This is a genomic window from Kosakonia sacchari SP1, assembly GCF_000300455.3.
Lineage (GTDB): Bacteria > Pseudomonadota > Gammaproteobacteria > Enterobacterales > Enterobacteriaceae > Kosakonia > Kosakonia sacchari.
The window spans coordinates 2968429-2993035 of the sequence record NZ_CP007215.2; the positions used below are offsets into that span (position 1 = coordinate 2968429).

The window sequence follows — 24607 nt, forward strand, 5'->3', positions numbered from 1 at the left end:
TGTAATTTGGGTTCAAATATCCCTGTATTTAAATTTTGACGGTATATCGGACAAAATTATCCAGTACGGCAAGCTTATCGTACAGGGCCCGCGCAGGATTGGAGTCTCTGGTCACCCAATAGACTTTAGACCATGACTTCGTCCGGGCTTCATCACATATTGCCTCAATCAGCGCTTTTCCCGCGCCAAGACCACGCATATGCTCATCAACAAAAAGATCTTCAAGATAACAATGAGGCTCTGTTACCCACGTTCCCTCATGCAACACGCACATCGCAAAACCAACCACGCCCTGTTCGGCTTCCGCAAGCAGGCATATGACATCAGAGTCTGGAGACAACACCCGACGCCAGGTCGATAAGGTAACGGCATCGCTCAGCGTACTGCCAGAAAATTGCAAATATCCGTTCCAGAGCCTTAACCATACATCGTAATCCTCAGCGTTAGCTTCACGTACCTTAAACGACATGTCATATACCTTGATGAGTAAGTGTTAATTCCATAATAACAACGGTGATTTTTGGGCTCTGGCGCGGCTTCCAGGTTTTGCAACTTGCTCAAAACTCCAGGGCGCTAGTATCCGCCCCTGGCGGCGGAACCAGAAGAGATGATGCTCGCTCTGAGTGAGAAACGGAAGTTCGCCATTTTCCCCCGTGATGGCACGTGTTAATAGATGGGCAGCAGGCCAGGATCATCAGGAACCGTTCGCGGTGTTCCGGGCGAACTTGCCAGCCACAAGCCATCATATTGGCGATGGGATAATGTGGAGGTTGATACGTTTTATGCAGGCGCTTTACCTGACGTATAACATCCGTAACGTATATTTTTATGATTGGGCTGTCGTACCCAATGATGAAAAACGTTTCGGCGATTCTGGCAACCTCCACCAGCAGGAAGTTTATGATATGCACACAGATAAAAAATTTCGGTTATATCGCCCCCTGAAAGGTATTACGCATACTTTTGGCGACGAGTGGTTTGCGTTGAAAGCAGAAGCGTTCGCTCGTTTTTTTGGTACGCCGATATTTCTTATTGGACAGACTATCGCAGTGATCGTGTGGATTGTTCTGAACGTTGCAGGTGTCGTGAAGTTTGATCCCTATCCTTTTATTCTTCTCAACCTTGCGTTCAGTATTCAGGCGGCTTATGCAGCACCGCTGATCCTGCTGGCGCAAACCCGCCAGGCGGAACGCGATCAGGCGCATGCGCTGGCGGATGCACAACACCGCGAAGATCTGGACGACGCAATGACGAAACGCCAGATACTCGCCGAGGAGCAGTCGGCACAACTGCTGGAATTGCTAAAACAAAATACTCAGTTGACCGAAATGACCCGGGAAATGGCCGAGCGTATCGAAACAATCACCTTACAGCTTGCGCAGCGTGAGCTTCATAAACAGCAGCCGTAAATATTCTGTGGTGGCTGGTTTCACCGTGAGATCTGCGGGTAGACGTCGGGCGTTATGGCTGCGATCCGCTCACTTCTTTAACATAACGAAAATCACCCGCTAAGCCTGCTCTTTGAGCAGGCATGAGAGGCAGTTTTGAGCAAGGAGCAGAGGTTAGCATCAATGGGTCAACTAATAGAATGAGAACTTACGCTGTACGGATTCATATAATTCATTATGATCGCGTTAAATAGGTTTCGCTAATATGTATTTCGTACTTTCTCCCTTTGCTCAGCTAACAATGTGATGCTGATAGCCTCATAAATTCCAATAGATTAAATTAGTTTTACTCCAAGGAATTTTGCAATTAGAATGATCTCAATGATGCTTTAAATAAGAGAAAAGGAAAGTGATTCTATATGATATATTCCATGATATTTAAACCATCTCTCTATTTCTGGATTACACGTGCAATGATTAATATTGTGCATGGGACGTTTATATCGAAGTTTCTGCTAAAATTTTTAGTGCCGAATACGAGATTTCATTCTTATCATAATTTCATGAATTTCTTAGAAACGAATACCGATTAGAAATACTGACATCAGTTAAAACCCAAACCATCTATAAAAAGGTAAAATAATGAACTGGACAGATTTAGAAAATAGAGTAAAGCAATTCTCAAGGTTGATTTACAATAGAGATTCGAGTTCGATAAATATAAGTGGAATGCAATTTGATTGTTTTATTAAAATTGAAGAGGATCACTATATTTGTATTGAGGTTACTAAAAATCACACACTCGAAAAGGTAAGAGCAGACATACATAAACTAGCTTCCTTAAGGATGAAAAAAGCATCTGAAGGTGCATTTGTTAAATGTTTGTTAATATTAGAAAAAGAACCTACGGACTTGATGAAAGGGACTGCTTTAGATTTTAAAATAGACTTACTGACTTTAGATGAGTTTGAAAGAAGATTTTTAGATTACAAGAATTATATCTTCACTCGTAGACAAAAAAACATTGGCAGTGCAATTGATCCATGGACCGGGAAATTAGATCATAACCCATATGTCCCTGTTAAATACGTAGAGGCAAAAACGCAGAAAGAATTTAAAATAAGCGATATAAAATCACTTTTAGATAAAGGAGCCAAAGTTATATTGACTGGAAGTTTTGGCTCTGGAAAAAGCAGGTGCTTAAGTGAGCTTTTTGATAATTATTCAAATCAAAATGACCCGTCATATTGTTTCGTTATAAACTTAAGAGAGAATTGGAGTCTGAAGAGAGCAAATGAAATTGTTAGAAGGCATTTTGAAGACTTATCATTTCCTCCGGAAATAGTAAATAATTCAGTAAAACTATTAACCTTTAAAAAATCCGTATTTATGCTTGATGGTTTTGATGAGATTGGTTCACAGAACTGGAGCAATGAACCAAGCAAACTAAGTAAGGCCAAACAAGACGCATTGGCCGGTGTAAGAGATCTAATAACTAATGTCCAGGGCGGATTATTAATAACGGGAAGAGAGAATTATTTCAATAGCGATTCAGAGATGTTCTCATTTCTAGGGCTGAATGAGAGAGAAACCATATATATTAAATGTAAAGATCAATTCAGCGAAGATGAAATGAAAGAGTACATGCAAAATATTGGATGCCCCGGTTTAGTAATACCTCCTTGGGCTCCATGGAAGCCTTTAATATTCCAAATGATAGCAAGCATTTCAGAGAGATTGGATTTATTATCCGATGATAATGAGTACGAATTTTGGGATAGTCTCTTAGATTTTATTTGTCATAGAGAGGCAAATATAAACAAAGCTATTTTAGACTCTGCAATTATAAAACAAATATTAATAGAGTTGGCAAATCTTACAAGAACGAAAAGCAATGATTTTGGACCAATAAGCAATAATGAGCTAAGCATTATCTTTAATAATATAACAGGAAGAACGGTAACAGATGAATCAGCAATTATGCTTTCTCGGCTGCCATCTTTTGGTCGTGTAGGTAATGATAGCTCTGACTATCAATTTATAGATATGTATATGCTTGATGGTTTGCGAGCAGAGTATATGGTTTCACATTATGATTCTGATGAAGCCATAAAAAAATCAAACTGGATAAATCCGTTAAGAGAGTTTGGTCAAAGATTGTTTTTTTACAAAATTAACATAAATGAAGCAACGAAAATTATCAGCAAAATATCTTACTGGTCAAATACGAATTCCCAAGCTGCTGCTGATTTACTTTGTGCATTTCTTTTCGAAGGTAGCAGTGATGAATTAGTTGACTTTCGAAACATTCAAATAAAAGATTGTTTTATAGAGAAAATAGAATTAAGCAATATACCATTGGGAAATTTAAACATTCACTCATGTATTATTGAATCTGTAGATATTAGTGATTGTTATATTGAACCTAAAGGGAGTTTACTTATTGATAATTGTGAAATAAATACAGTCTCAGGTGTGTCAGATGCCTCAGCACTTCCCAATTACTTTGTTGGTTGCAAAGTCAGCCAATTTAGCTCTGTTAATACAACATCAAAAATAAAATCCCTAGGTTTTGGACTCCATCAAATGGCTTTGCTTTCTTGCATAAGGCGAGTTTATCTTCAGCATGGTCGGGGGCGAAAAGAGCGATCTTTCATCAAGGGATTCAAAAACCAGCAAGAAAAGAAAGCAATTACATTGATAGTTGATTTGATGCTTAAGAATAATGTCATCGAAAGAATTAATGGAGACGAGGGGTACATTTATAAGCCAGTTAATTCAGAAAGACATCGAATGACACTGATTATGAAAGAAATGAATACCTCTAAAGATCAATTATGGCAAGAGGTTAGCAAGATGGATGATTTATAATCATTCTATTAATCAATACATTACCGTGCAGGTAGCTTAAAGCATTGCCAGTGACATATGCATCATGACTATGAACGTCCGTTCATGGTCGAAGCGTTCGTCCATGGGCGATCATGTCCACTCAGAATGAAAAGCGGATGTTCGCAGTAGTTCCCTTCTGACGAAGGTATAACTCAAACTGCGGTGTGTTAATCAATGTGGCGCAAGTCATATAACCCGGGATGCTTTGCGGTAGTACTGCGTGATACGCAAGTGTCGCGCTAGCACGTTTTATCGCCGCCAGCCCAGCGCTTGATATCACTTATCTTAGGCGAGCGGATACCCGTGCTCAAGAGGTTCTTGGTTGTATACAGGCTGACCTGTGCGTTGTCGCCATCCCGGTTTTCTATCTCAATGAGCGTGTTGTTAATCAATAATCCCTGTGAAAGGAACTTTTGATTGATCTCACCTGTTTGGCGCTCACCGTCAAACTCGCTTAATACGATGACCGGATTGCCTGAATATGCCTCATATTCGAGGCACTGTCTTGCCATGTGCCTGATGGTTCGATAGGTATCAGAAGACCCTGTCTTGCTCACGAAACTGCCGTCAAAAGAGGATTGGCTGCTCTTTAGTTCACTGACGGTAATCGCGCACCCGCTGAGTGAGAGCGAAAATAACAGGCTTGCCAGAGCAACGTATTTCACTTTTAACTCCATCATTCCAGTAGATGCCCCCCGCCTGGGCGGATCAGCGTTGTGCTTTCTTTCAGGCGGGCTTGTGATGTGGGAAATCCACCGTAACTATCAGCCCACCTTCTGCGGACGTATTGAGGCTTACGCTGCTGTTGTGTTGCTGCGCAACCGCTTTGACGATGGCAAGCCCCAGCCCACTCCCGCTTTGCATCTGATTAGGATCGCGAAAAAACCGGTCGAACACACGCTCACGCAATTCAACGGGAATACCGGGCCCGGCATCTGCAACACGCAACTGAGTGGATTTTTCTAAGGATCGTAACGCCACCTCGACCCGCCCGCCCTCAGGGCTGTACTTCACGGCATTTTCAATAAGGTTATCGATAAGCGACATCAACCGTTCGCGGACACCTGTTATCCAGATTTCATCTTCAGCATAAAATTCAAGCTCAATCCTGCGCTCAGCCGCGAGCGGTGCCAGCCCGGCCATGCGTTCTTGTATGAGCGTTGTCAGCGGCACAGGCTCCATAACCGTGTCAATGCGCGCTTCGCTGTGCATCATCAGCAGCAACTGATTGACCAGACGAGCCGCACGGCTGTTGCTGCGAATAATCCCTGTCAGCAACTCTTTTTGACTGTCATTGCTGACATAGGACTGCAAAGCCTCAACATTGATTCGCATCGCAGCCAGCGGGGTACGCAGCTCGTGAGCGGCATCGGCAATGAAAATGCGTTCCCGTTCAGAGCTTTCTCGCACCCTGGCAAGAAACCCATTTACAGCGTCGACCATCTGGTGAAGCTCCCTGTGCTTTGGCACGGCGTTTAAGGGCGAGAGATCGTCCGGCGTGCGCAGAGAAACTTCATTTACCACCTTATTCCACGGGCGCATTGCAATGCGGATGGACAGCCACGCTGGAAACAAAAGAAAAGGAATGCATACCAGCAGCGGCATGACGTAGTAGCCACGCGAGTTCAGATAGATAAAGAAGTTCCAGCCTCCGGCAGGGGTGATGAGTGTGACTTCCGTGTCGGAGTGCGCGGACTTCAGGGTGCGGCTGGTCCAGGCGCGGCCTTCACTTTGAATTCGCTCAATTTTTCCATAGCGGGTGTTTGTCACCCCGGCCGGTGCGCCATCAGAGGCATAAATTATCGCTTTGTTCTTGCGCACGATAAGGCTGATCGAGAGCTCTGGATCTTCACCTCCGCCATAATCTTCCCGCACCGCTTTACTGAGCGCAGCCAACACATGCGTTCGCTCCTGCGGGCGATCGTCCATACTCTCAACCACAGTAAAAATGGTTTCGTACGTCTTGTTGCCCGTTAATATCGGCGGGCTACGCAAGTCCTCCCACAAAACGTAAGTCAGAAAAAGACACCAGAGCAGTGTGAGCAGTAGCATTTGGGCTACCATAATGCGCCTGACAAACGTTGGGGTTCTCAGATGGTGCCAAAAATTTCGCATCAACCTGCCCCCTTCTGGATCGGGACGGTATCAATGACATACCCAACGCCCCTCACCGTTCGCACATAGCCGTCGCCGATTTTGCGACGCAAATTTCCCATATGCACATCGAGCGCATTACTCATATTTTCTTTGGCGCCAAAGATCCTCTCTTCCAGAAAACTGCGTGTCAGCACGCGGTCAGTACGCAACATCAACGTTTCAAGCAGTGCGTATTCACTTGCCGTCAACTCAACATGCCGTGCATTCACCGTCACGCGTCGCGTCGGCACATGAAGCGATAATCCGCGAATCTCTATCGCCTCGTTCTCAAAACCGTAACTGCGCCGCGCAAGCGCCCTCACTCTGGCCAATAACTCGGCGAGAACAAACGGTTTGACGAGATAGTCGTCGGCACCGGCGTCCAGCCCGGAGAGGCGATCGTGCAGTGTGCCACGCGCCGTCAGGATGATGATGGGAATGCCCTTGAGTTGCTGACGCAAGCGCGCCATCAGGCTCATGCCATCGCCGTCGGGTAAGCCGAGGTCGAGCAACACAAGTTCAGGCACGCAGGCATCGAGCTGATGCAGCGCATCTTCTTTGCGGCGAACCCATATGACATCAAATCCTTGATCTGCAAGGGCGATACGCACGCCATTGCCGAGATCCAGGTCGTCTTCGATTAAGAGAATTTTCACAATGGTTACGGTATCAACAGTGAATGAAGAACGTCTGAAGAAAAAAACGGTAGCAGGAAATCTACCAGCTTTGCAGCGCCTGTACTTGCTTCATCCTTTCTTCATTTTTGGCTCATGAGAACTTTAGGATGCGCATACAAAATGAGCGTTCTGGCGTTTAACACCTGCTTGTATCGTAATCATTTGAATCCACAAGGACTTCTTTAATGAGAAACATCAAACTGCGTCATAAGTTCCCCCTTCCACTTTCGGGGCGCAGCCTGAAAAAAATGTTGCCGGGCGCGGTCCTGGCGTTACTGGCCACCCCGATACTGGCGGCAGAACAGGATCCGGGCAATGCGTTGACCCTGGGAGGCGGCGCGAATGTTACGCCACGCTATTCTGGCGCGGATAAAAGCCGCGTCACAACGGCTCTGGTGCTTGATTACACAATGGCAAATGGTTTCTTCGTTAGCACCACACGGGGCATCGGTTACGGCAATAACATCGGCAAGTTCGATTACAACGCGGCGCTGAGCTATCGCGCAGGCCGTAAGGATCGCGACGTGAACAGCGACTCGCTAAGCGACGGCAGCGACTACCTGCGCGGTATGGGCGATGTCAAAGGCTCGGCTCTCGGTGTGCTTGGCCTGGGGTACGGAGTGACCGACTGGCTTAATTTGCAATTGCAGGCTGAGGTGCCGGTTTCACAGCGAAACAATGGTGCGGCCCTGCATTTCGGCATTAATAGCCCGCTCTATACCTCATCGAACAACTCCGTGACGCTGGCGCTGACCGGCAGTTGGGGAACTGAAAAGTATATGCAGACTTACTACGGGGTCAGTGCCTCCCAGTCAGCCGCATCGGGCTTTACCCGATATGACCCCGGCGCGGGAATTTATGCCTGGTCAACGAATCTTACCTGGACCCACAAGTTCAACCAGGACTGGAGTGTAGTTGCCGCAGCAGGCGTTACGCAGTTGACGGGGGATGCGCGCAATAGCCCGATTGTGCAACGAAAAACATCGCCCACAGGAAGCTTGCTGGTGACATATCGCTTCTGATTGTTGTTCGTCGTGTGCTTCCCGCCAGCTTATGGCTGCGCACGGCCAATAAAACCTCTGCGTTCCGCCCCGGTTCAGAGAACGGGGCGGAACTCAACACATTGAAAATTCGAAAGCATCAACCCAGGCCAGGATAAAATCTATTCACCGCCGCTGGCGAATCAGCAGAAGAGCAGGCTCACGTTGCGGACGGGGCGGGATCCGCCAGCAAGGCATCGACAATATCCAGCATGACCCGCAGGCGATCCATATGCCGCAGATCATAGTGATATCCCACCCAGATATCTTTGGACGGTGGCGGCTCCGGCATGCGAATGCTCTGCAATCCGGGGATGGCATCGCCAAGCGGCCGTGGCAGCACGGCAATCCCCATTCCCCGCTGGCACATCTGCGCCTGAACGGCCCGGCTGGTGCTGGTGAACACACGCCGCGACTGCGGAAATCTGTCGAGCAGCCAGGCGACATCAGAAAAGTGGGATTGTGCCGTATTCATAAGAATAAGCCCCACTGCGGCCGGGTCGTGCTCCGCGAGATGCGCGGTTTCCTGCGTTCCATACAGCGCGTAGGGCATGCTCATCAGCCGACGCTGAACAATATCTGGTTCGGTAAAGGGAACGATGCGAAATGCTATGTCGGCATCACGGCGCGACAGATTAAGTAAGCGGTAACTGGCGATAATTTCCGGCACAATCGCTGGATGGCGGCGCGTCAGTTCGACCAGCACAGGGGCCAGAACATAATTAGCAAACCACTCGGCTGACGATATCCGCAATATCCCTTCAAGACGCTCGTGGTTTCCTGCCAGGCGCCGCTCCATCGCCAGCGCGGAGTTTTCCATCGCTTCTGCCAGCGTCATCACCCTGTCGCCGGCATCCGTCAGCACCAGACCATCCCTTGTCCGGCGAAATAGCGCCTGCTGCGCCTCATCCTCAAGCGCCTTTATTCTGCGCCCAACCGTCGGATGGCTCACGCCAAGGCTGCGGGCCGCCTCGCCAAAAGAGCCCTTACGCATGACAGCAAGAAATATCCGGACGTCGCCCCACTCCATACCATTGTCTCTCCGTTCAAAAATGAACATCGAATATACAAAAGTGTCAGTTCCAAAACAATTATGTAGATATCACCATAGCCTCCTCACCCAAACCGCCCCAGGCGGTGTGATCAGGAAGCTGAAGATATGCACAAATTAAAAGACAAAGTTGCCATTGTGACCGGTGGCTCCAGCGGTATCGGCGCAGGCATTGCCCGACAACTGGCGGCTGACGGCGCGAAAGTCATCGTCAATTACGCCTCAGGCAGAAGTGGTGCCGATAAAGTGGTTACCGATATTGAAGCCGCCGGTGGGAAGGCCGTGGCGGTTGCGGCAGATGTCACCCACCAGCCAGAAGTCGAGGCGCTGGTCAACTCGGCCATTGACACGTTCGGGCGTCTGGACATTGTGGTGAATAACGCCGGGATTTATCAGTTCGCCAGTATTGAAGAGAGCACTGAAGCCCTTTATCGCAGGCAGTTCGACATCAATGTTCTGGGCCCGCTGTTGCTGACTGGCGCAGCCGTGCCACACCTCAGTAAAGGCAGCAGCATCATCAACATCAGTTCGTTCGTCACCCACGTTTTTATTGCCGAAAGCGCCATCTACAGCGGCACCAAAGGCGCGATTGACGCCATCACCGGCGTACTCTCACGCGAGCTTGGCCCGCGGGGAATTCGCGTCAATGCGGTCAACCCTGGCCTTATCGAAACGCAAGGTAGCCACAGTGCGGGCGCGATGAACTCGGACTTTCAGAGATGGAATGAACAGCACACGCCACTCGGTCGCATCGGTCAGGTGCAGGATGTTGCTCCGATCGTCTCATTTCTCGCCTCAGACGACGCGGGATGGATAACCGGTGAGGTAATTCTGGCCTCTGGCGGCATGCGCTGATTTTCCCCACTTGCAGGGTCGCATCGGGGCGAAACGCCCCGAACCAGCATGCCCAAACAGATTAACCGCACAATTTTTGCCATAACAAAACGTCTCTTACCGGGGACGGAACCGCTACCGATGGAGTGTTCTATGCCGGCACATAGCCTCACGCAAGCCGAGCCGCGTCGCTGGGCGATGTTTGTCATTTTACTGGTCGGCGCATTCTTGCCGCCGCTCGATTTTTTTATCGTCAATGTTGCGCTACCTGCTATTCAGAGCGATCTGGGTGCCTCTTTTTCCGCTGAACAGCTGGTCATTTCATCCTACGCGGGCGTGTATGCGGTAACACTTATTACCGGCGGTCGACTGGGCGATATTTATGGTCGCGGGAAGATGTTTTTTCTTGGGCTTCTCGGTTTTGCGACTGCATCGCTGTTGTGCGGTGTAGCCTGGTCCCCGTGGGTACTGATTACCGGGCGCATGTTACAAGGTGCCACAGCCGCCATTATGGCGCCCCAGGCGCTGGCATCCGTACAGGCCATTTTTCCGGAAGCGGAGAAGCCGTTAGCGCTGGGCATATATGGCGCCGTGTTTGGCCTCGCCTCCGTTATTGGCCAGGTGTTGGGCGGCATCCTGATTTCAGCGGATCTGTTTGGGCTGGGATGGCGGGCTATTTTTCTCGTTAACCTGCCGGTGGCGCTACTGGTCATTCTCTTTGGACTGCCGTTGCTGAAAGAGACGCGGGCACAATCTGCGCAGCGGCTGGACCCCATTGGCATGCTGCTGGCAACCGTCACACTCAGTACGCTGATTGTGCCGTTGATTGAAGGCCATGAGGCGGGATGGCCGTGGTGGACGTGGCTGTTATTGCTTGCTTTCCCGTTGCTAAGCGCGTTGTTATGGCGTTATGAACGTCGCCTTGGTCAGACTGGCGGTTCGCCGTTACTTAATCCTGCCGTGTTACGCGCGCCAGGGCTGGGCCAGGGATTGACGATCGTGTTGTTGTTTTATTCCATCGCGGCCTTCTTTCTTTTGTTTTCTGTCTACCTACAGGGCGCGTTGCAGGTAAACGCCCTGAGCGCAGGCCTGCTTTTTCTGCCGTTTGGCGTTGGCTTTCTGATTGGGCCGCTGCTGACGCCTTACTTGCGGCGGTTTGTCGGAAATTATCTGAGCGCCATCGGGATGGGATGCGAAACGGCGGGGTTAGCAGGTCTGGCATGGTTAGTTGCCCATACGCTGACGGGCAATGCGCCTGCCATGTTGCCGCTCACCGTACTGCTGTTTGTGACCGGTCTTGGCCAGGGGCTGGCGATGCCAACACTGGTGCGGATGGTAACCGGCCGCGTTGCGCCAGAGTTTTCAGGCATGATTGCCGGCGTCACCAGTTCGGCATTACAAATCAGCACGGCGCTGAGCGTCGCTGTCATCGGCGGCATTTTTTACAGGATGTTGGGTAACGGTAAAAGCAGTGCGAATATCACGCATGCCTTTATCGTCGCGCTGCTGGCGATGGCGGTATGTCTCGCCACGGGCGCTGGATTAAGTATCCGGCTTATCCGGCGCTCCAGCGGTCTGTCTTCAGCACCGGCTAGCCTTTCACTTAAGTAACGTAATCAACGTTAATCAGCTGAACGAATGACCACCGAATTCGCCCAGTCAATTGAGCGTCCGTTTTTTCACATCCACGCTTGTTACGCGCCGCGCGGCCTGTTTTCCAGTATCAAAAGGTAAATTGTCGCGGCCTTGCAAAACATTCTCGCCGCAGCGAAGAGATGGAAATCGGGAGTCATCACGATTTGCGAATACGCAGAGGGGAATATCCCCTCTGCGACTTTTTTACGGCTCCCGTTCTCGTTCGGCGCAATTAGTAAGAGAAGGGTGAGCGATGCTGCGCCTCTTTCAGCATCATTTGGGCATCTTCACCTGCGGCGGTGTAGAACGGAGCATTGGTATCCTGAGCAACCGCGAGAATGGCATTCGCAACATCATCCGCATGCGTCACGGGTGAGTTGCTATCACCCACACTCTGGATAAACTCCTGCACCATTTGCCCATAAGCGGGATCGTCGATGCCTGCAAAATACTCGCGCGCATTCTCGCCGAACTTCGTTTCCGGGGAGCGCCCCGGTAACACCACGTGAACACGAATACCAAAAGGCCTGGCTTCAATGGCGAGCGACTCGCTCCATGCATTCAGCGCCGCTTTACTGGCGCGATAAAGGCCAATCAGCGGCATCGCCCGGGTCGTCACGGATGAAGAGACGTTAATGATTACCCCTGATTTCTTCTCTCTCATTAGCGGCAGAAACGCCTGAGTTAATGACAACGTTCCCAGCACATTGGTGTTCATTAACTGCTGCGCGGTGGCAAGCGGCGTAAGCTCGACCGGTACAGGTGCGCCAAAACCCGCATTATTCACCAGCACATCAATCGCGCCCGCCGCTTGCACTACATGGTTAATACTCTGCACCGAAGTGATATCGAGCGGCAGGATCGTCAGTTTGTCGCTTGCGGGCAAACAGGTCGGGTCAGGCGTTCTCATGGTGGCAATCACTTCCCAACCCTGCTGTAAAAAAAGTTTTGCGGCGGCAAGGCCAAAACCTGAAGAGCAACCGGTAATCAGTACAGTAGACATATGTGATCCTCTTTGATGGCAAGAGCAGCGATCATAGCGGCCACCAGCAGGACAATATATAATCAAACGTCGCGTAAACTTTAGAGAGAGTCCAATGTCAGATCCATTGACCGATATTGTTGCCCTGCTCAACCCCAGGCCATCGCATTCAAAACTCGTTGAAGGGCGCGGGCAGTGGCGTATTGTTCGGGAATCTGGCGGAGAGGCCTTTTACTGCGCCGTGCTGGAAGGCGAATGCCTGATCACTGTTAACGGCAAAGGTCCAACGTTGCTGGTTGCCGGTGATTTTATTCTGATACCCGCAGCGTACGATTTCGAGAACACCAACGCGGGTGGAGCTGGCTCAACTGACATCACAACGCCTACGATTATCAGCGAAGGGCATGTGCGGATTGGCGCAACAAACGGGCCAGCCGATCTGATCATGTCTGTCGGCCACTGTGAATTCGATACGCCGGATAAGCAACTCATCGTCTCTTTGCTGCCAAATGAGATCCTGATTAAAGGGCAACGGCGTTTCGCCACCTTGCTTGAACTTCTGCTGGATGAAAGCCGGGCCAGGCGACCAGGGCGCGACGAGGTATTAATGCGGCTTTTACAGCTGCTGCTGGTCGAGTCGTTACGCAGTAATGATGATCTGCCGAAAACAGCTGGCATCCTGAAAGGGCTGCAACATGAAAAGATCGCCGTCGCGCTGCATCTGATCCATGAAAAACCGGGTGTTGAGTGGCAAATCGCCCAGCTTGCCCGCCACGCCGCCATGTCCCGCTCGGCTTTTTTTGCCGCTTTCAGTGAGACAGTCGGAATGCCGCCGGGGCAATATCTTCTCTTCTGGCGCATGTCGTTAGCGAAAAAAGCGCTGGTCAGCAGCAAAGAGAAAATCGAACAAATTGCCTTTCACGTCGGCTATCAGTCAGCGAGTGCCTTTAACGTGGCATTCACTCACTATGTGGGCGTTCCACCAGGCGTTTTCAGACGCCAGAAGATCCCGCAAATACCTTCCCCGGCGTTAAGCAAGGAGCAGGCTTTTCCTTAAGCCCACGCCCGCGTGCCAGAAGGGCATGTTATTGCGCGGCAAGTGCCGTCACGACGTCGCGGTAGGTATGCAACGGGCGGCCAAGAAGTGTGACCAGACGCTCTCTGTCGCCATCCTGCGGGAGCATGCCGTGGCTGACGTAGCGCTCAGCCATCAGACGCATTTCGTAGGCCATCCATTTCGGCATAAATTCCGCCATGCTTGCTTCAAATGCCCCCGGATTATCTCCGCCGTAGATAATCTCGCGGCCCAGCACCTCGCTCCATACGGCGGCGGCGCTCTCGCCGGTCAGCGTATCGGGGCCAACGAGATTAATCGTCTCGACAGGCAATTTTCCGCTCGCTTGATCGCGTCGTATCAATTCAATGGCCGCGACCTCGGCGATATCGCGTGTGTCTACCATCGCCAGGCCAATCCCGCCGATCGGCATCGGATAAACACCGTGATTCATGACCACATCCTTAATCATGACCTCATTGTCGATAAAGTAGGTTGGTCGCAGGATCGTGGCGCTAAAATCCATCTCTTTAAGCATGCGCTCGGCGCCATATTTCACGGCGAAGTGCGGCACATTGACGGCAACATCGGCGCCAAAGACAGAGAGATAAACCACGCGCTGAATGCCGCACTCGCGGGCAATGTTGAGGGTAATCATCGTCTGGGTATATTCGTCGCTCGTGACCGCATTAAGTAAAAACAGCGTTTTGATACCGCTGAAGGCGGCGCGTAAGGCGTCGATATCCAGCAAATCGCCTTTCACAACGTCTACATTTGCGGCAAAGCCGGCCTTTGCGGGGTCACGGGTTAGCACGCGGAAATCGGCGCCGCGGCGAAGAAGTTGGTTAACAACATTGCGGCCGACGCGGCCGGTGGCTCCGGTGATCAGGATGGTCATGGTATTTACTCCGTGGTGTTTGGTTGGTGTGAACAAACACTATCGCGATCCATTTTCGCTTTGAAGATGCTATTTTTTAGATGGTTCGTTCCATAAATGAGACACTCCATGGATATTAATGCCCTCAAAGATTTCCACCTCATCGCGGCTTCGGGCGGGATCGGCGCGGCCAGTCGCGCCAGCGGAAAACCCAAAGCAACCCTTTCACGCAGGCTGACGGATCTTGAAGAGGCACTCGGTGTGCGTCTTATTGAGCGCGGCGGGCAGAGATTGCACATCACTGAGGCCGGTGAACGGCTTTTGTCACGCACCGTTGGCGCAATACGTGATATTGATGAAGCGGTCAAATCCACGCGGGAAGCGTCGGAAAATCCCTCCGGATGGCTGCGTATTGCGGCCCCGCTGCTCTTTTCGCAACTGGCTCTTGGGCAGCTTTTGGCTGAATTTCGCCGTCACTATCCGCGCATTTATGTGGAAGTAATTGCTGAAAACCGGATGAGTGACCTGGTGGATGAGCATTTTGATGTCGCGATCCGTATTAATCCGCACAAAAACAGCGCGCTGGTTGGCAGGCAGTTTGCCAGAGACAAACAGGTGCTGGTGGCGGTTCCCACGCTTGAGATGCCGCCAGGCGATGCACAAAACGCGCCTGAGATCCCGGCGCTCGTGATGTCAACTTATTCTGACGGCGAGCTCTGGACCGTTCAGGGCGGGCAGCGTCGTTTCGCGCCGCAACCGGTGATGCGCCTCTCTTCTCTTCTGACCGTGCGGGATGCCACCCTGGCGGGTGCCGGCGCGGCGATGCTTCCGCAATCTATTGTCAGCCAACAGCTGGAAAAAGGTGAGCTGGTGTGCTGGGGAGAAGCCGATACATTGACTGAACTCTGGGTGCTACACACATCCCGTCGCCTTCAGAGCCCCAAAGTTAAGGCTTTCGTGGCGTTCATCTGCGAGCAATATCCCTCCGGCTGGTTCGCTGTCTGAACCGGTCGACACGGGTATTAACCGGAGATAAGTGACTGTTAAGAAAAACATTTATCACAGCGCAGTGATGACATTATTCTTGATTGCCCAACCACGAGCGAATTCTCACGCTGTACTGCGCTGGTGGTCTGGAAGAGCGTGTTATTCTGCGTAGAAAACCACCAACACGATGCGAGGTTCCTTTGCCCTTAAATCTCACTATCCGCCCTGCTCTTGCTGATGAGGCGCCAATGCTGGCTGAACTCCGCGTTGAGGCTATGCGCCCGAGTCTTGAGGCGATCAACAGATTCGATCCCATCAGAGCACGCGAACGCTTCCTTTCGACATTTACGGATAAAGAGACGTTCATCCTCTGCTCCCAGGATGAGATCGTGGGGTTTTACGTGCTGCGGGATTTCCCGACGTACCTCTATCTGGATCACTTCTATATCAACAATAAATTTCAGGGTAAGGGCGTGGGGAAAGAGATTGTAAAACGCATACAGCAAAAAGCCAGGCTCCTTGGGAAAGCTATCCGACTCATCGCGTTGAAAGCGAGCCCGGCGAATGATTTCTACCGCGCTTTAGGGTTCATTTTTGAGCGAGCTGAAGGCGTTGATAACCACTATATGTGGGCAGGTGTTGACGCTGAGTGATGCACTCCTTTTCAGTGAGCTGAGGCAAGGTCGCTGAAGTAAAACAGTACCGCTGGCAGCAGAGCGGTACGATAGCTTTAGCGGAGGTTGCCGCTACGTTTATATGCGGTTTATGACGTCAGCCGATAGTGCGACTGCACCAGACCCGAAGGGAAGCTGCGGCTTGATAACAGAGTCAAATCTCTATCCCCGATCAGGGCTCCGAACAACGGTTTTCCCGAACCGAGCAGGACAGGAACGGTAGTGATCACGATATCGGCGACCAGACCTTCGCGCAGGAACGACTGTATTACCTGCCCGCCATCAATATAGACGCGATGCGCGTTTTGCACCGCCAGGTCAGCCAGCACCTCCCGTGGCGTGCGGCATGAGAACTGCACTTTGCCCTTCAGCTTCTCGGGCACGGGAGTATCGCTTAGCTGTCGGGAGAGCACCAACACGGGTCGGTCATAAGGCCATTCGTCAAAGGTCAGCACCTTCTCATAGCTGCCTCGACCCATCACGATCCAATCTTTGTCCGCGATGAATGCTGCATAACCATGATCTTCTGTCGGATCATCGCGCTGCAACAGCCACTCAATATCGCCATCCTCTCGGGCGATAAAACCATCAAGACTAACCGCGATAAAAACATGTGTGGTGACCATCAAGCACTCCGTATTCAGGTTACATAAATCCCTTGAATTTATTGATGTTATCGACATTGACATGCTCCCTGTGGAAAAACGTAGCATGAGAACAGCGACGTCCCCATTATGGATTAAGGTAAAAAATCGTGTGGTGTTGAGAGCGAAAAGCCGTGATCTGCTCCCCAGAAAGTAACCTATCGCCATGTTAATAACATCCGCTCCCGGCTACCCGCAACCGAGCAAGGGGCAGGCATGTCGGCAGTCATTATTTATCAATAATGCCCCTGACTGACGACGTAAAAAAGCAATAGCGAGGGCACTATTGACAGCTTATTTCAGCCTGAGTAGGCTCACCAGCACGTCGCGAAAAACGATCATTTCTGCTGTTGAACTGATCGCGTACACGTCGATTCTGTTTCCATACAGTTTGACCAGCGTCTTCGAAATCTACCGCGTTGCTGCCATGAAATGGCGAAAACGCTTATCGCTACCCGTCGGTAGCGGCATGATAAACGGAGCGTACCTATGCCAAACTCAAATTCTGATCTGCTTTTATCCGTCCGTTCCCTTCCTGCTTTTTCTCATCCTTCGTGCTTAAACGGTAGTAACACGATGAAGGCGATCCGTTATCACGCTTTCGGTGGGCCTGATGAATTACGCATTGATGAAATTCCTGTTCCTCATGCCGGACCAGGGCAGATTCGTATTGCGGTGCATTGTGCCGGGGTGAATCCATCGGACTGGAAACGCAGAGAGGGGCAGTATCAGGCATTCGAGGATGTGGTGTTTCCACTCACGGTGGGCGTGGAAGCCAGCGGCGTTGTTGATGAGATTGGCGATGGCGTTTCCGGCGTTGCCATCGGCGATGCGGTATTCGGTTTTGGTGATGGCACCGTCGCGGAGAAAGCCATCCTCACACACTGGGCAGCTAAACCCGCTACAGTATCTTTTGAGGTAGCAGCAGGCTTGCCCGTGATTGTTGATACGGCCAGTCGTGCTCTTGATGAAGTAAATATTGAAACGGGACAGACGCTGCTGGTTAGCGGGGCGGCAGGCGGTGTAGGAACGGCGATCGTCCAACTCGCCTGCCTGCGCGGCATTACCGTTATTGGTTCAGCAAGTTCCCCTAAACATGGCTATCTCGCCTCATTAGGCGCCATTGCGACGACTTACGGCCCCGGTTTACAGGAACGAACTGCTCATTTAGCGCCGATGGGCGTCGATGCTGCCATTGACGTTGCGGGTTCAGGGGTCATACCTGAATTAATTTCCATCGTGGGAAATCCCGCTCACGTACTTTCCGTCGCGGATTTTTCTGCAGAGCACTATGGCGCGAAATTTTCCCACGGCCCGCCTGAAAAACCGGAACTGGTCCTCGCAAAAATTGCCCGCCTCTGTGCCGATGGCCTGTTTAAACTTCATATCGAAGACATATATCCATTGCACCAGACCGCCGATGCACATCGGGTAAGCGCAGAAGGCCACGTGACCGGCAAACTTGTCATCAAAATTGGCTGATAGTGCAGCTTGCCAGATGCCATCTTGTTACCTTTGGCACAATGAATCTTTACTTTTCAGGTCGCGGACGGGTGTTCGCTGCCCTGCCCCACCTTTTGCCGGATATGACCGGACTGACCGACATATGCGTTGATACGGTTTGTCTGCGCGCCGGTTCCCGCCGCCCTGAGCGATACGATCGATCCTACGTTTTCTTGCTGGCGCCACAATCCATGACGCCATCCCACACCGGGGTGACACCCACCCGGCGGTGCAAGCGCTATCTTTTTCAGCCTGGAAATGTCAGCAACAACTGCCTTAAGAGCGATTCAAGCTGCTCCCGTTGCTCTTCGGATAAGTTGGCGAGTATCGCGTTTTGCGTTGCCGTGTGGACGATCAGCGCTTGTTCGATACGCTCTTGCCCCTGAGGTGTCAGGCTAACCAGTGAGCTGCGTTTGTCATCCGGATCATGAAGGCGCTCAATGAGCCCTTGCTCTTCCAGATGATTAAGACGATTTGTCATCGCTCCGGACGTGACCAGCAGCGATCGATATAGCTGCGTTGGAGAAAGACAATAAGGCGCACCGGCGCGACGCAACGTGGCAAGGACGTCAAATTCACCATCGCGAAAACCGAACGGCTCCAGCGCCTGGGCACGCATCTTAGCCAGATGTTTCATCACCCTTAACATTCGGCCAAAAATTTTCATTGAAGAGACGTCCAGCTCAGGCATTGCGCTGTCCCACTGGCTGACAACGAAATCGATATGGTCTTGCATTTTCACACCTTAAATAGGGGTATTTATCGAGTTGTGCGCTTCATCTTACACAGGGAACACATTTATCTTAATGTTAAGATAAATGTTTGCGGCATTTTTGCTGGAGCAATCACATGCCTGAAAGGATCCCGTCGTGAAACGTATAACATCTTCGCTCTTTATGTTCGCATCTATCGCTTTTTTGATCGGGTTGAATCTTCGCCCCATTCTGGCTTCCATCGGGCCGTTATTTCCGGTTTTACAGCGTGAAGCGGGATTATCAGCCACAGAATTCAGCCTGCTAACCACCCTGCCGGTCGCAATGATGGGGCTGGTTGCGCTAAGTGGACCATGGCTTTTAGCCAGAACCGGTGCCGTCCGGGGAATTACAGTAGGACTTTCGATCTTGCTCTTTGCCTGTTTATTTCGCGGTTTTAGCACGTCACTCACCGGGCTTATGAGCACGGCGTTAGCGGGTGGAGCAAGTATTGGCATGATCCAGGCGTTAATGCCAGCCCTGATAAAAAAGGAGTATGCGCAATCGGCCAGCACGTTTATGTCTCTGTTCAGCACCGGTATTATGGCCGGCGCGGCGCTGGCTGCCGCCACTGCCGAGCCGCTGTTCACCCGGCTTGATCTCAAGCCTACGCTGGCCATAGCCGGTTTGTTAACCCTTCTTGCCCTGATATTTTGGCTGTCATGGGCCAGGCACCGCCCGGCAGAAAAAACGGTCTTCGCAGAGGTGACATTATCTTCCTCCCGGACAGGGTTGTTACTGCTGTTTTTTGGCATCGGTACAGGCGCCTATACGCTGGTACTGGCGTGGCTACCTCCTCTCTATATCCAGGCGGGCTGGAGCGCACGCAGCAGCGGATATATGCTGGCCTGGCTTACGTTAACGGAAGTTGTGGCGGGCTTTGCCGTTTCAGCCCTGATCTCCCGATTCCCTGACCGCCGTGTTCCGCTGGTCACCGTGCTGCTGGTGTTGCTGGCAGGATTGATGTGTCTTGTCCTTGCTCCGGGAACCACGCCAGTTGTGTCGACATTGCTACTTGGCACCGGCATCGGCGCACTGTTCCCGCTATCGCTCATCGTGACATTTGATCATGCGCGAACGCCGGCTGAAGCAGGGAAACTCCTGTCTCGGGTGCAGGGTGGCGGCTACCTGATTGCGGCGCTGATGCCATTAATCGCCGGGATCGTGCGTGACAGCGGTGCGTCACTGACTACCGCGTGGCTCATCATGGGCGCCGGTGTCATTCTGTTAATAGTGATAGCAATGCGCTTTAAAACCGTAACGACCAGGTAAAAATAACGGCCAGGCGCTGAAGCCTGCCCATCAGGCTTCAGCGCATATTGATATTGATTGTCGAAAGCGTCATCGTCGTTAAAATCTGAACGGGATAGTCGAGCATCGCTAGTGCGGGCAGGCTTCCATTACCTGAGGGTGCGGGTGGTGCTTGCGACAATACGGGAAAGTTAAATTTTATGCTGGCTGGCAAGCCATTGCCGCGCGGTGGTGGTTTGCGTTCCCTGACGATAATTGAACGTCTCTTCCTTTTTCCACGCCACCCCGTCAGGCCGGGCGAAAGCAAGCCGGTAGGCTGCGCCGACATCATCCGGATTATGCGCTACATCTTCCTGTAGCTTCTTCCTGTCCAGTAATGTTCTTTTTACCGACGTTCCCCAATGAGCCTGCAGTAAATCGGCAATCTCACCGTACGTCAGCGTGTCCCCTGCGATATAGACAATCTCATTACGAAAAGCGGGCTGATGAAAGAAAATATCAGCAGTCAGCCGGCCGATATCTTCAGGCGTCGTCAGTGTCACCGCATAATTCCAGTCTCCTGGAGCACAGACAACTTTATGTTGTGCGTCAACCACACCAAAGCCAGGTTCAAACAAGTAGCTGGTAAAAATTCCCGTTGAAACAATAACCCACTCAGTTGTGCTCTGCGCGCGCAGAAGGTGGCGAACCTCGAGTTGTTCATCCCAGACCGGCTGCCCGCTGCCGTTACCGACAACGTCGTAATCAACACCGAACTGCCACGGGAAATAGCGAGGTACTCCCGCCTTTAATACCGCCTGCGTAATCTTTATCTGCGTTCCCGGCCCGCCAACAAAACCACTGCAATTGATAATGGCACTGAAGGCGCTAAACAACGCACTCAGTTCATCAACACTGTTTTGCTGGAGATCGCCTTCAACCACAGCAATACCCAGCTTCATGAGTTCATCCAGCCGTGTCCTTAGCGGGCCGGATGTGGCATGCGCGGCGTTGCTTCTGAGCAACACACTGATTTTCACCGGTGAATGTTCCTGAACTTTACTGCTCATCGCACGCAATACCGGCAATCCCAGCTCTCCTGCGCCGAGAATGAGAACAGTATCTTCAGGTTTGTTTTCAAATTTCATTATTGCCTCCTGTCGTATTACTGCGCCATCCTGACAGCTGGCAGAACCTGGTTCAATCAGGTACACGAGTGATACCGGAGGGGATATGGATTACGAGCGGGAAGCGCTGCTGCAATTTTCGAAAGAATTTTGTGCGCAATTAAGCAACGATAATGAGGGACTGAAACGTGAGATCCTCGCGCACGCAGGAAATCGCTGGTCGCTGGGTGTGCTGCATTTACTGGGCACCAGCGGAGAGCTTCGCCACGGAGAATTACGCCGCGACCTTACTGGTGTAACGCAAAGAATGTTGACGCGAACGCTGCGTCATCTTGAGCGTGACGGGCTCATCTCCCGCCGTGATTTTCAGGAGAAACCACCGCGGGTCGTTTATGCCATTACCGATGCGGGAAAAGAGATGCTGGTGAGAATGATGCCGTTATGGTCGTGGATTATTTCATCTGCAGAGTATTTCAGGGGCGCCAGGTCCGCGTACGATACGGCTCAGGAATTATCGCCCTCAACCAAATGGCTGGAAGATTAAAAGACGTTAATTTTCCGCGCCTTTTCCCCGTCACGTCTCACTCTTCAATCCGGATTCAGCCACGGATGTTTCCGCCAGGCAGTGCACAGGCTGAACCGCTGCCATCAGGCTGATGGTTATCTGTTGCCAGACACAAACAAACTTTTCGCCAGCCATCGATAACGCCGAGAGCGATTCACCTTCATGCCAGCCGGATGAAAGGCATCGCGGGCCCTAAGTTTCGGCCCACGAACCCTGCAAATTTCTTCGCCGTTAACGGCGTTCACTCAGCGCGGCAATATCCTGTGGGGTCGTCCGGCAGCATCCGCCAATAATTCTCGCTCCTGCCGCTAACCACTGGGGCAAATATGCCGCTAAGGATCCGCAGCTCTCGCCGTGTGTATGCCACGCCTTGGTAACGGCGTCATAGGTTTCACCAGAGTTCGGATAGACAACCAGAGGCAGCGCACTGAGGCTTTGCAGATGTTTGAGAGCGGCGGTGGTTTTATGCAGCGCAATACAGTTAATCCCCAGCGCAACGATTTGTGAGCAGCCAGACAGTGCCTTCACCACGTCAACCAGCGGAGTGCCATCGCTCAAGTGCTTGTCGTCACGTAAGGTAAAAGAGAACCATGCCTGCGCATGCGGGTAGTCAGATAACAGATCTGCCAGTGCTTCGATTTCGGCGAAAGAAGGTAACGTTTCACAGGCCAGCAGATCGACGCCAGCATTGAGCAACGCGTCAATCCGCGGGCGATGAAATGCCTGAAACACTTCGCGGCTGCACGCGTAGTCGCCGCGATACTCCGAGCCATCTGCCAGATAAGCACCGTATGGCCCAACAGAGCCCGCCACCAGCAGCGGACCGGCGTTGGGGTTTTCTGAGCGATAAATGTCACTCGCCTCTTTTGCCAGTTGCACACTCTGTTCAATCAGCGCTTTCGACTGCGCCTCAGTCAGCCCGCGCGCCGCAAAACCAGCGGGTGTGGCCTGGTAACTGGCGGTAATGGCTATCTGTGCCCCCGCGCGGAAGTAATCCAGATGCACATCCCGAATACGCTGCGGATTTTCCATTAACACTTTGGCAGACCAGAGATTATCGACAAGGCTGCATCCGCGCGCTTCAAGCTCAGTGGCCAGTGCGCCATCCAGCACGGCAAAGGGATGATGTTCAAGCAGCGTGGCAAGGGAATTACTCTGCGGCATAGTCAGCCTCCTTCAATTTTGTTTTCCGGGTGAGAAAATAGGCACCGTAGCAAAGGGCGACAAACGGCAGACCACAATAGAGCGCAATGCGCTGATCCGCATCGAACGCCAGCCCGATGCAGGCCAGCAGACACAGCACGAATCCAAGTACCGGCACCAGCGGATACCAGGGTGCCCGGTATTTCAATGCCGCAGATGGCTTGCCCGACGGCAAGTGGCGGCGACGAAAGACAAAGTGGGCAGCACAGATGCTGAGCCATACTGCGACAACGGCAAAGCCAGAAATGGCACTGAGCGCAACGAAGACAGTATCAGGGGCAATCACGCTGGATAACAGCGCCAGCAGACCGCCAAGCATAGAGACAGACAGCGCTGTCAACGGCACGCCATTTTTGTTGACGCGGGCAAAACAGCCCGGCAACGTTTTTTCGTTTGCCAGCGACCATAACATACGGCCCGACGCATAGAGCCCGGAATTCGCCGCGGAAAGAATAGCGGTGAGGATGACGAAGTTAAAAATATCGGCCGCATACGGAATGCCGATTTTTTCAAAGACCAGCACAAACGGGCTCTTCTCAACCCCTGCCACATTCGCCGGAACCAGCGCGGCAAGGACAAAAACGGTGCCGATAAAAAACAGGATCAAGCGGGCAATCGTCGCGCGGATCGCGACCGGGATAGCCTGGTGCGGATTTTCCGTTTCACCCGCCGCGATACCGATAAGCTCAGTACCGGAAAAAGCAAAGTTCACCGCCACCATGGTCATCAGAATGGGCAAACCGCCGTGTGGGAACCAGCCTTCGCTGGTGAGGTTAGCAAGCCCTGGCGACGGTGAACCATCTTTCATGGTGATAAAGCCGAAAATCACCCCGCAGCCCAGGATGATAAAAACGAGAATGGTCGCGACTTTAACCAGCGAGAACCAGAACTCCCCTTCGGCAAAGAAGCGCGTTGAAATCGCGTTAAGACAAAAAATCACTGCACAAAACAGGGCGCTCCATATCCAGACTGGAACGTGCGGGAACCAGTACTGCATACAAAACCCGGCGGCGGTAAAACTTGAACCCAGTGCAACTGTCCAGGTGAGCCAGTAGAGCCATGCCACGGTATACCCGGTCGCCGGACCAATATAGCGCGCTGCATAGACATGAAAAGCGCCTGTTACCGGCATCGCTACGGAAAGCTCGCCAAGGCACTGCATCACCAGCCAGACGACCAGCGCCCCAATCAAATACGCCAGCAGAGTCCCTGCCGCACCGGTGGTAGAGATGATGTATCCGGTATTAAAAAATAACCCTGTGCCAATGACGCCGCCCAATGACAGCATAATCAAATGGCGGGTTTTCATGGTGCGCTTAAGCTCGCCATTTTCTGGTTGTGTCTGCATATCACCTT

The 24607-nt window shown here is 51.6% G+C and carries 23 protein-coding genes; 11 read left to right on the plus strand and 12 right to left on the minus strand.

Going from position 1 to position 24607, the window contains the following annotated elements; genetic code table 11:
* Window positions 1–28: 28 nt before the first annotated feature.
* Window positions 29–469 carry a GNAT family N-acetyltransferase gene (locus C813_RS37035; RefSeq protein WP_017456346.1) on the minus strand — a complete coding sequence of 147 codons (441 nt, stop codon included), beginning with the start codon at window positions 467–469 and terminating at the stop codon, window positions 29–31.
* Between the two features lie 436 nt (window positions 470–905).
* Here C813_RS37035 and C813_RS37040 point away from each other — a divergent pair, with 436 nt between their 5' ends.
* Window positions 906–1409: a DUF1003 domain-containing protein gene (locus C813_RS37040; protein ID WP_025263654.1), complete on the plus strand. Its 504-nt coding sequence runs from the start codon at window positions 906–908 to the stop codon at window positions 1407–1409.
* Between the two features lie 621 nt (window positions 1410–2030).
* A complete protein-coding gene (locus C813_RS37045) occupies window positions 2031–4259 on the plus strand; it encodes an NACHT domain-containing protein (RefSeq protein WP_017456344.1) in 2229 nt (742 codons plus the stop codon).
* Window positions 4260–4519: 260 nt separating this feature from the next.
* Here the strand turns inward: C813_RS37045 and C813_RS37050 are convergent, their stop codons facing one another.
* The 3 genes from C813_RS37050 to C813_RS37060 are packed head-to-tail and all read right to left on the minus strand — an operon-like array spanning window position 4520 to window position 7072.
* Window positions 4520–4957, minus strand: coding sequence for a hypothetical protein (locus tag C813_RS37050; protein WP_353891277.1), 438 nt, complete (start codon window positions 4955–4957; stop codon window positions 4520–4522).
* A 49-nt stretch (window positions 4958–5006) separates the two neighbouring features.
* Window positions 5007–6395: a sensor histidine kinase gene (locus tag C813_RS37055; protein WP_025263655.1), complete on the minus strand. Its 1389-nt coding sequence runs from the start codon at window positions 6393–6395 to the stop codon at window positions 5007–5009.
* On the minus strand, window positions 6395–7072 hold the full coding sequence (locus tag C813_RS37060) for a response regulator (protein ID WP_017456341.1): 678 nt from the start codon (window positions 7070–7072) through the stop codon (window positions 6395–6397). Before C813_RS37060 ends, C813_RS37055 begins: the two co-directional genes overlap by 1 nt.
* Window positions 7073–7278: 206 nt before the next feature.
* Between C813_RS37060 and C813_RS37065 the strand changes: the two genes are divergently transcribed.
* On the plus strand, window positions 7279–8115 hold the full coding sequence (locus tag C813_RS37065; protein ID WP_017456340.1) for a MipA/OmpV family protein: 837 nt from the start codon (window positions 7279–7281) through the stop codon (window positions 8113–8115).
* Between the two features lie 178 nt (window positions 8116–8293).
* Here the strand turns inward: C813_RS37065 and C813_RS37070 are convergent, their stop codons facing one another.
* Window positions 8294–9163, minus strand: a complete 870-nt coding sequence (locus C813_RS37070; RefSeq protein ID WP_025263656.1) for a LysR family transcriptional regulator — start codon at window positions 9161–9163, stop codon at window positions 8294–8296.
* 129 nt (window positions 9164–9292) lie between these two features.
* Here C813_RS37070 and C813_RS37075 point away from each other — a divergent pair, with 129 nt between their 5' ends.
* A complete protein-coding gene (locus C813_RS37075) occupies window positions 9293–10039 on the plus strand; it encodes a glucose 1-dehydrogenase (RefSeq protein WP_017456338.1) in 747 nt (248 codons plus the stop codon).
* Window positions 10040–10171: 132 nt separating this feature from the next.
* Window positions 10172–11629, plus strand: coding sequence for an MFS transporter (locus C813_RS37080; RefSeq protein WP_017456337.1), 1458 nt, complete (start codon window positions 10172–10174; stop codon window positions 11627–11629).
* Between the two features lie 256 nt (window positions 11630–11885).
* Here the strand turns inward: C813_RS37080 and C813_RS37085 are convergent, their stop codons facing one another.
* Window positions 11886–12656 (minus strand): SDR family oxidoreductase, encoded by a 771-nt coding sequence (locus C813_RS37085; protein WP_017456336.1) that lies wholly within the window; start codon window positions 12654–12656, stop codon window positions 11886–11888.
* 94 nt (window positions 12657–12750) lie between these two features.
* On the opposite strand from C813_RS37085, the gene C813_RS37090 reads away from it, so the two are divergent.
* Entirely contained in the window at window positions 12751–13692 is a 942-nt protein-coding gene (locus tag C813_RS37090; protein ID WP_017456335.1) for an AraC family transcriptional regulator, read from the plus strand.
* A 28-nt stretch (window positions 13693–13720) separates the two neighbouring features.
* Here C813_RS37090 and C813_RS37095 read toward each other — a convergent pair whose 3' ends face one another.
* Window positions 13721–14587, minus strand: a complete 867-nt coding sequence (locus C813_RS37095; RefSeq protein WP_017456334.1) for an SDR family oxidoreductase — start codon at window positions 14585–14587, stop codon at window positions 13721–13723.
* Window positions 14588–14695: 108 nt separating this feature from the next.
* Between C813_RS37095 and C813_RS37100 the strand changes: the two genes are divergently transcribed.
* Window positions 14696–15571 carry a LysR family transcriptional regulator gene (locus tag C813_RS37100; protein WP_017456333.1) on the plus strand — a complete coding sequence of 292 codons (876 nt, stop codon included), beginning with the start codon at window positions 14696–14698 and terminating at the stop codon, window positions 15569–15571.
* A gap of 230 nt (window positions 15572–15801) precedes the next feature.
* Window positions 15802–16206: a GNAT family N-acetyltransferase gene (locus C813_RS37105; protein WP_017456332.1), complete on the plus strand. Its 405-nt coding sequence runs from the start codon at window positions 15802–15804 to the stop codon at window positions 16204–16206.
* A gap of 110 nt (window positions 16207–16316) precedes the next feature.
* Here C813_RS37105 and C813_RS37110 read toward each other — a convergent pair whose 3' ends face one another.
* Entirely contained in the window at window positions 16317–16853 is a 537-nt protein-coding gene (locus tag C813_RS37110) for a dihydrofolate reductase family protein (protein ID WP_017456331.1), read from the minus strand.
* 594 nt (window positions 16854–17447) lie between these two features.
* Here C813_RS37110 and C813_RS37115 point away from each other — a divergent pair.
* Window positions 17448–18353, plus strand: coding sequence for an NADP-dependent oxidoreductase (locus C813_RS37115; RefSeq protein WP_017456330.1), 906 nt, complete (start codon window positions 17448–17450; stop codon window positions 18351–18353).
* Window positions 18354–18621: 268 nt separating this feature from the next.
* Here C813_RS37115 and C813_RS37120 read toward each other — a convergent pair whose 3' ends face one another.
* On the minus strand, window positions 18622–19110 hold the full coding sequence (locus C813_RS37120; RefSeq protein ID WP_017456329.1) for a MarR family winged helix-turn-helix transcriptional regulator: 489 nt from the start codon (window positions 19108–19110) through the stop codon (window positions 18622–18624).
* Between the two features lie 160 nt (window positions 19111–19270).
* On the opposite strand from C813_RS37120, the gene C813_RS37125 reads away from it, so the two are divergent.
* Window positions 19271–20398 carry an MFS transporter gene (locus C813_RS37125; protein WP_017456328.1) on the plus strand — a complete coding sequence of 376 codons (1128 nt, stop codon included), beginning with the start codon at window positions 19271–19273 and terminating at the stop codon, window positions 20396–20398.
* A 170-nt stretch (window positions 20399–20568) separates the two neighbouring features.
* On the opposite strand, the gene C813_RS37130 is transcribed toward C813_RS37125, so the two are convergent.
* Window positions 20569–21504 carry an aromatic alcohol reductase gene (locus tag C813_RS37130; RefSeq protein ID WP_017456327.1) on the minus strand — a complete coding sequence of 312 codons (936 nt, stop codon included), beginning with the start codon at window positions 21502–21504 and terminating at the stop codon, window positions 20569–20571.
* Window positions 21505–21589: 85 nt separating this feature from the next.
* Here C813_RS37130 and C813_RS37135 point away from each other — a divergent pair, with 85 nt between their 5' ends.
* The gene (locus C813_RS37135; RefSeq protein ID WP_017456326.1) at window positions 21590–22027 is read left to right on the plus strand and encodes a winged helix-turn-helix transcriptional regulator; all 438 of its coding nucleotides are present in this window, start codon (window positions 21590–21592) and stop codon (window positions 22025–22027) included.
* A gap of 252 nt (window positions 22028–22279) precedes the next feature.
* On the opposite strand, the gene mmuM is transcribed toward C813_RS37135, so the two are convergent.
* Both mmuM and mmuP read right to left on the minus strand, forming a co-directional pair.
* Complete coding sequence (gene mmuM, locus C813_RS37140) at window positions 22280–23212, minus strand: homocysteine S-methyltransferase (RefSeq protein WP_017456325.1); 933 nt, start codon at window positions 23210–23212, stop codon at window positions 22280–22282.
* Window positions 23199–24599: an S-methylmethionine permease gene (mmuP, locus tag C813_RS37145; protein WP_017456324.1), complete on the minus strand. Its 1401-nt coding sequence runs from the start codon at window positions 24597–24599 to the stop codon at window positions 23199–23201. The genes mmuM and mmuP overlap by 14 nt, the downstream gene beginning before the upstream one ends.
* Between the last annotated feature and the right edge of the window lie 8 nt (window positions 24600–24607).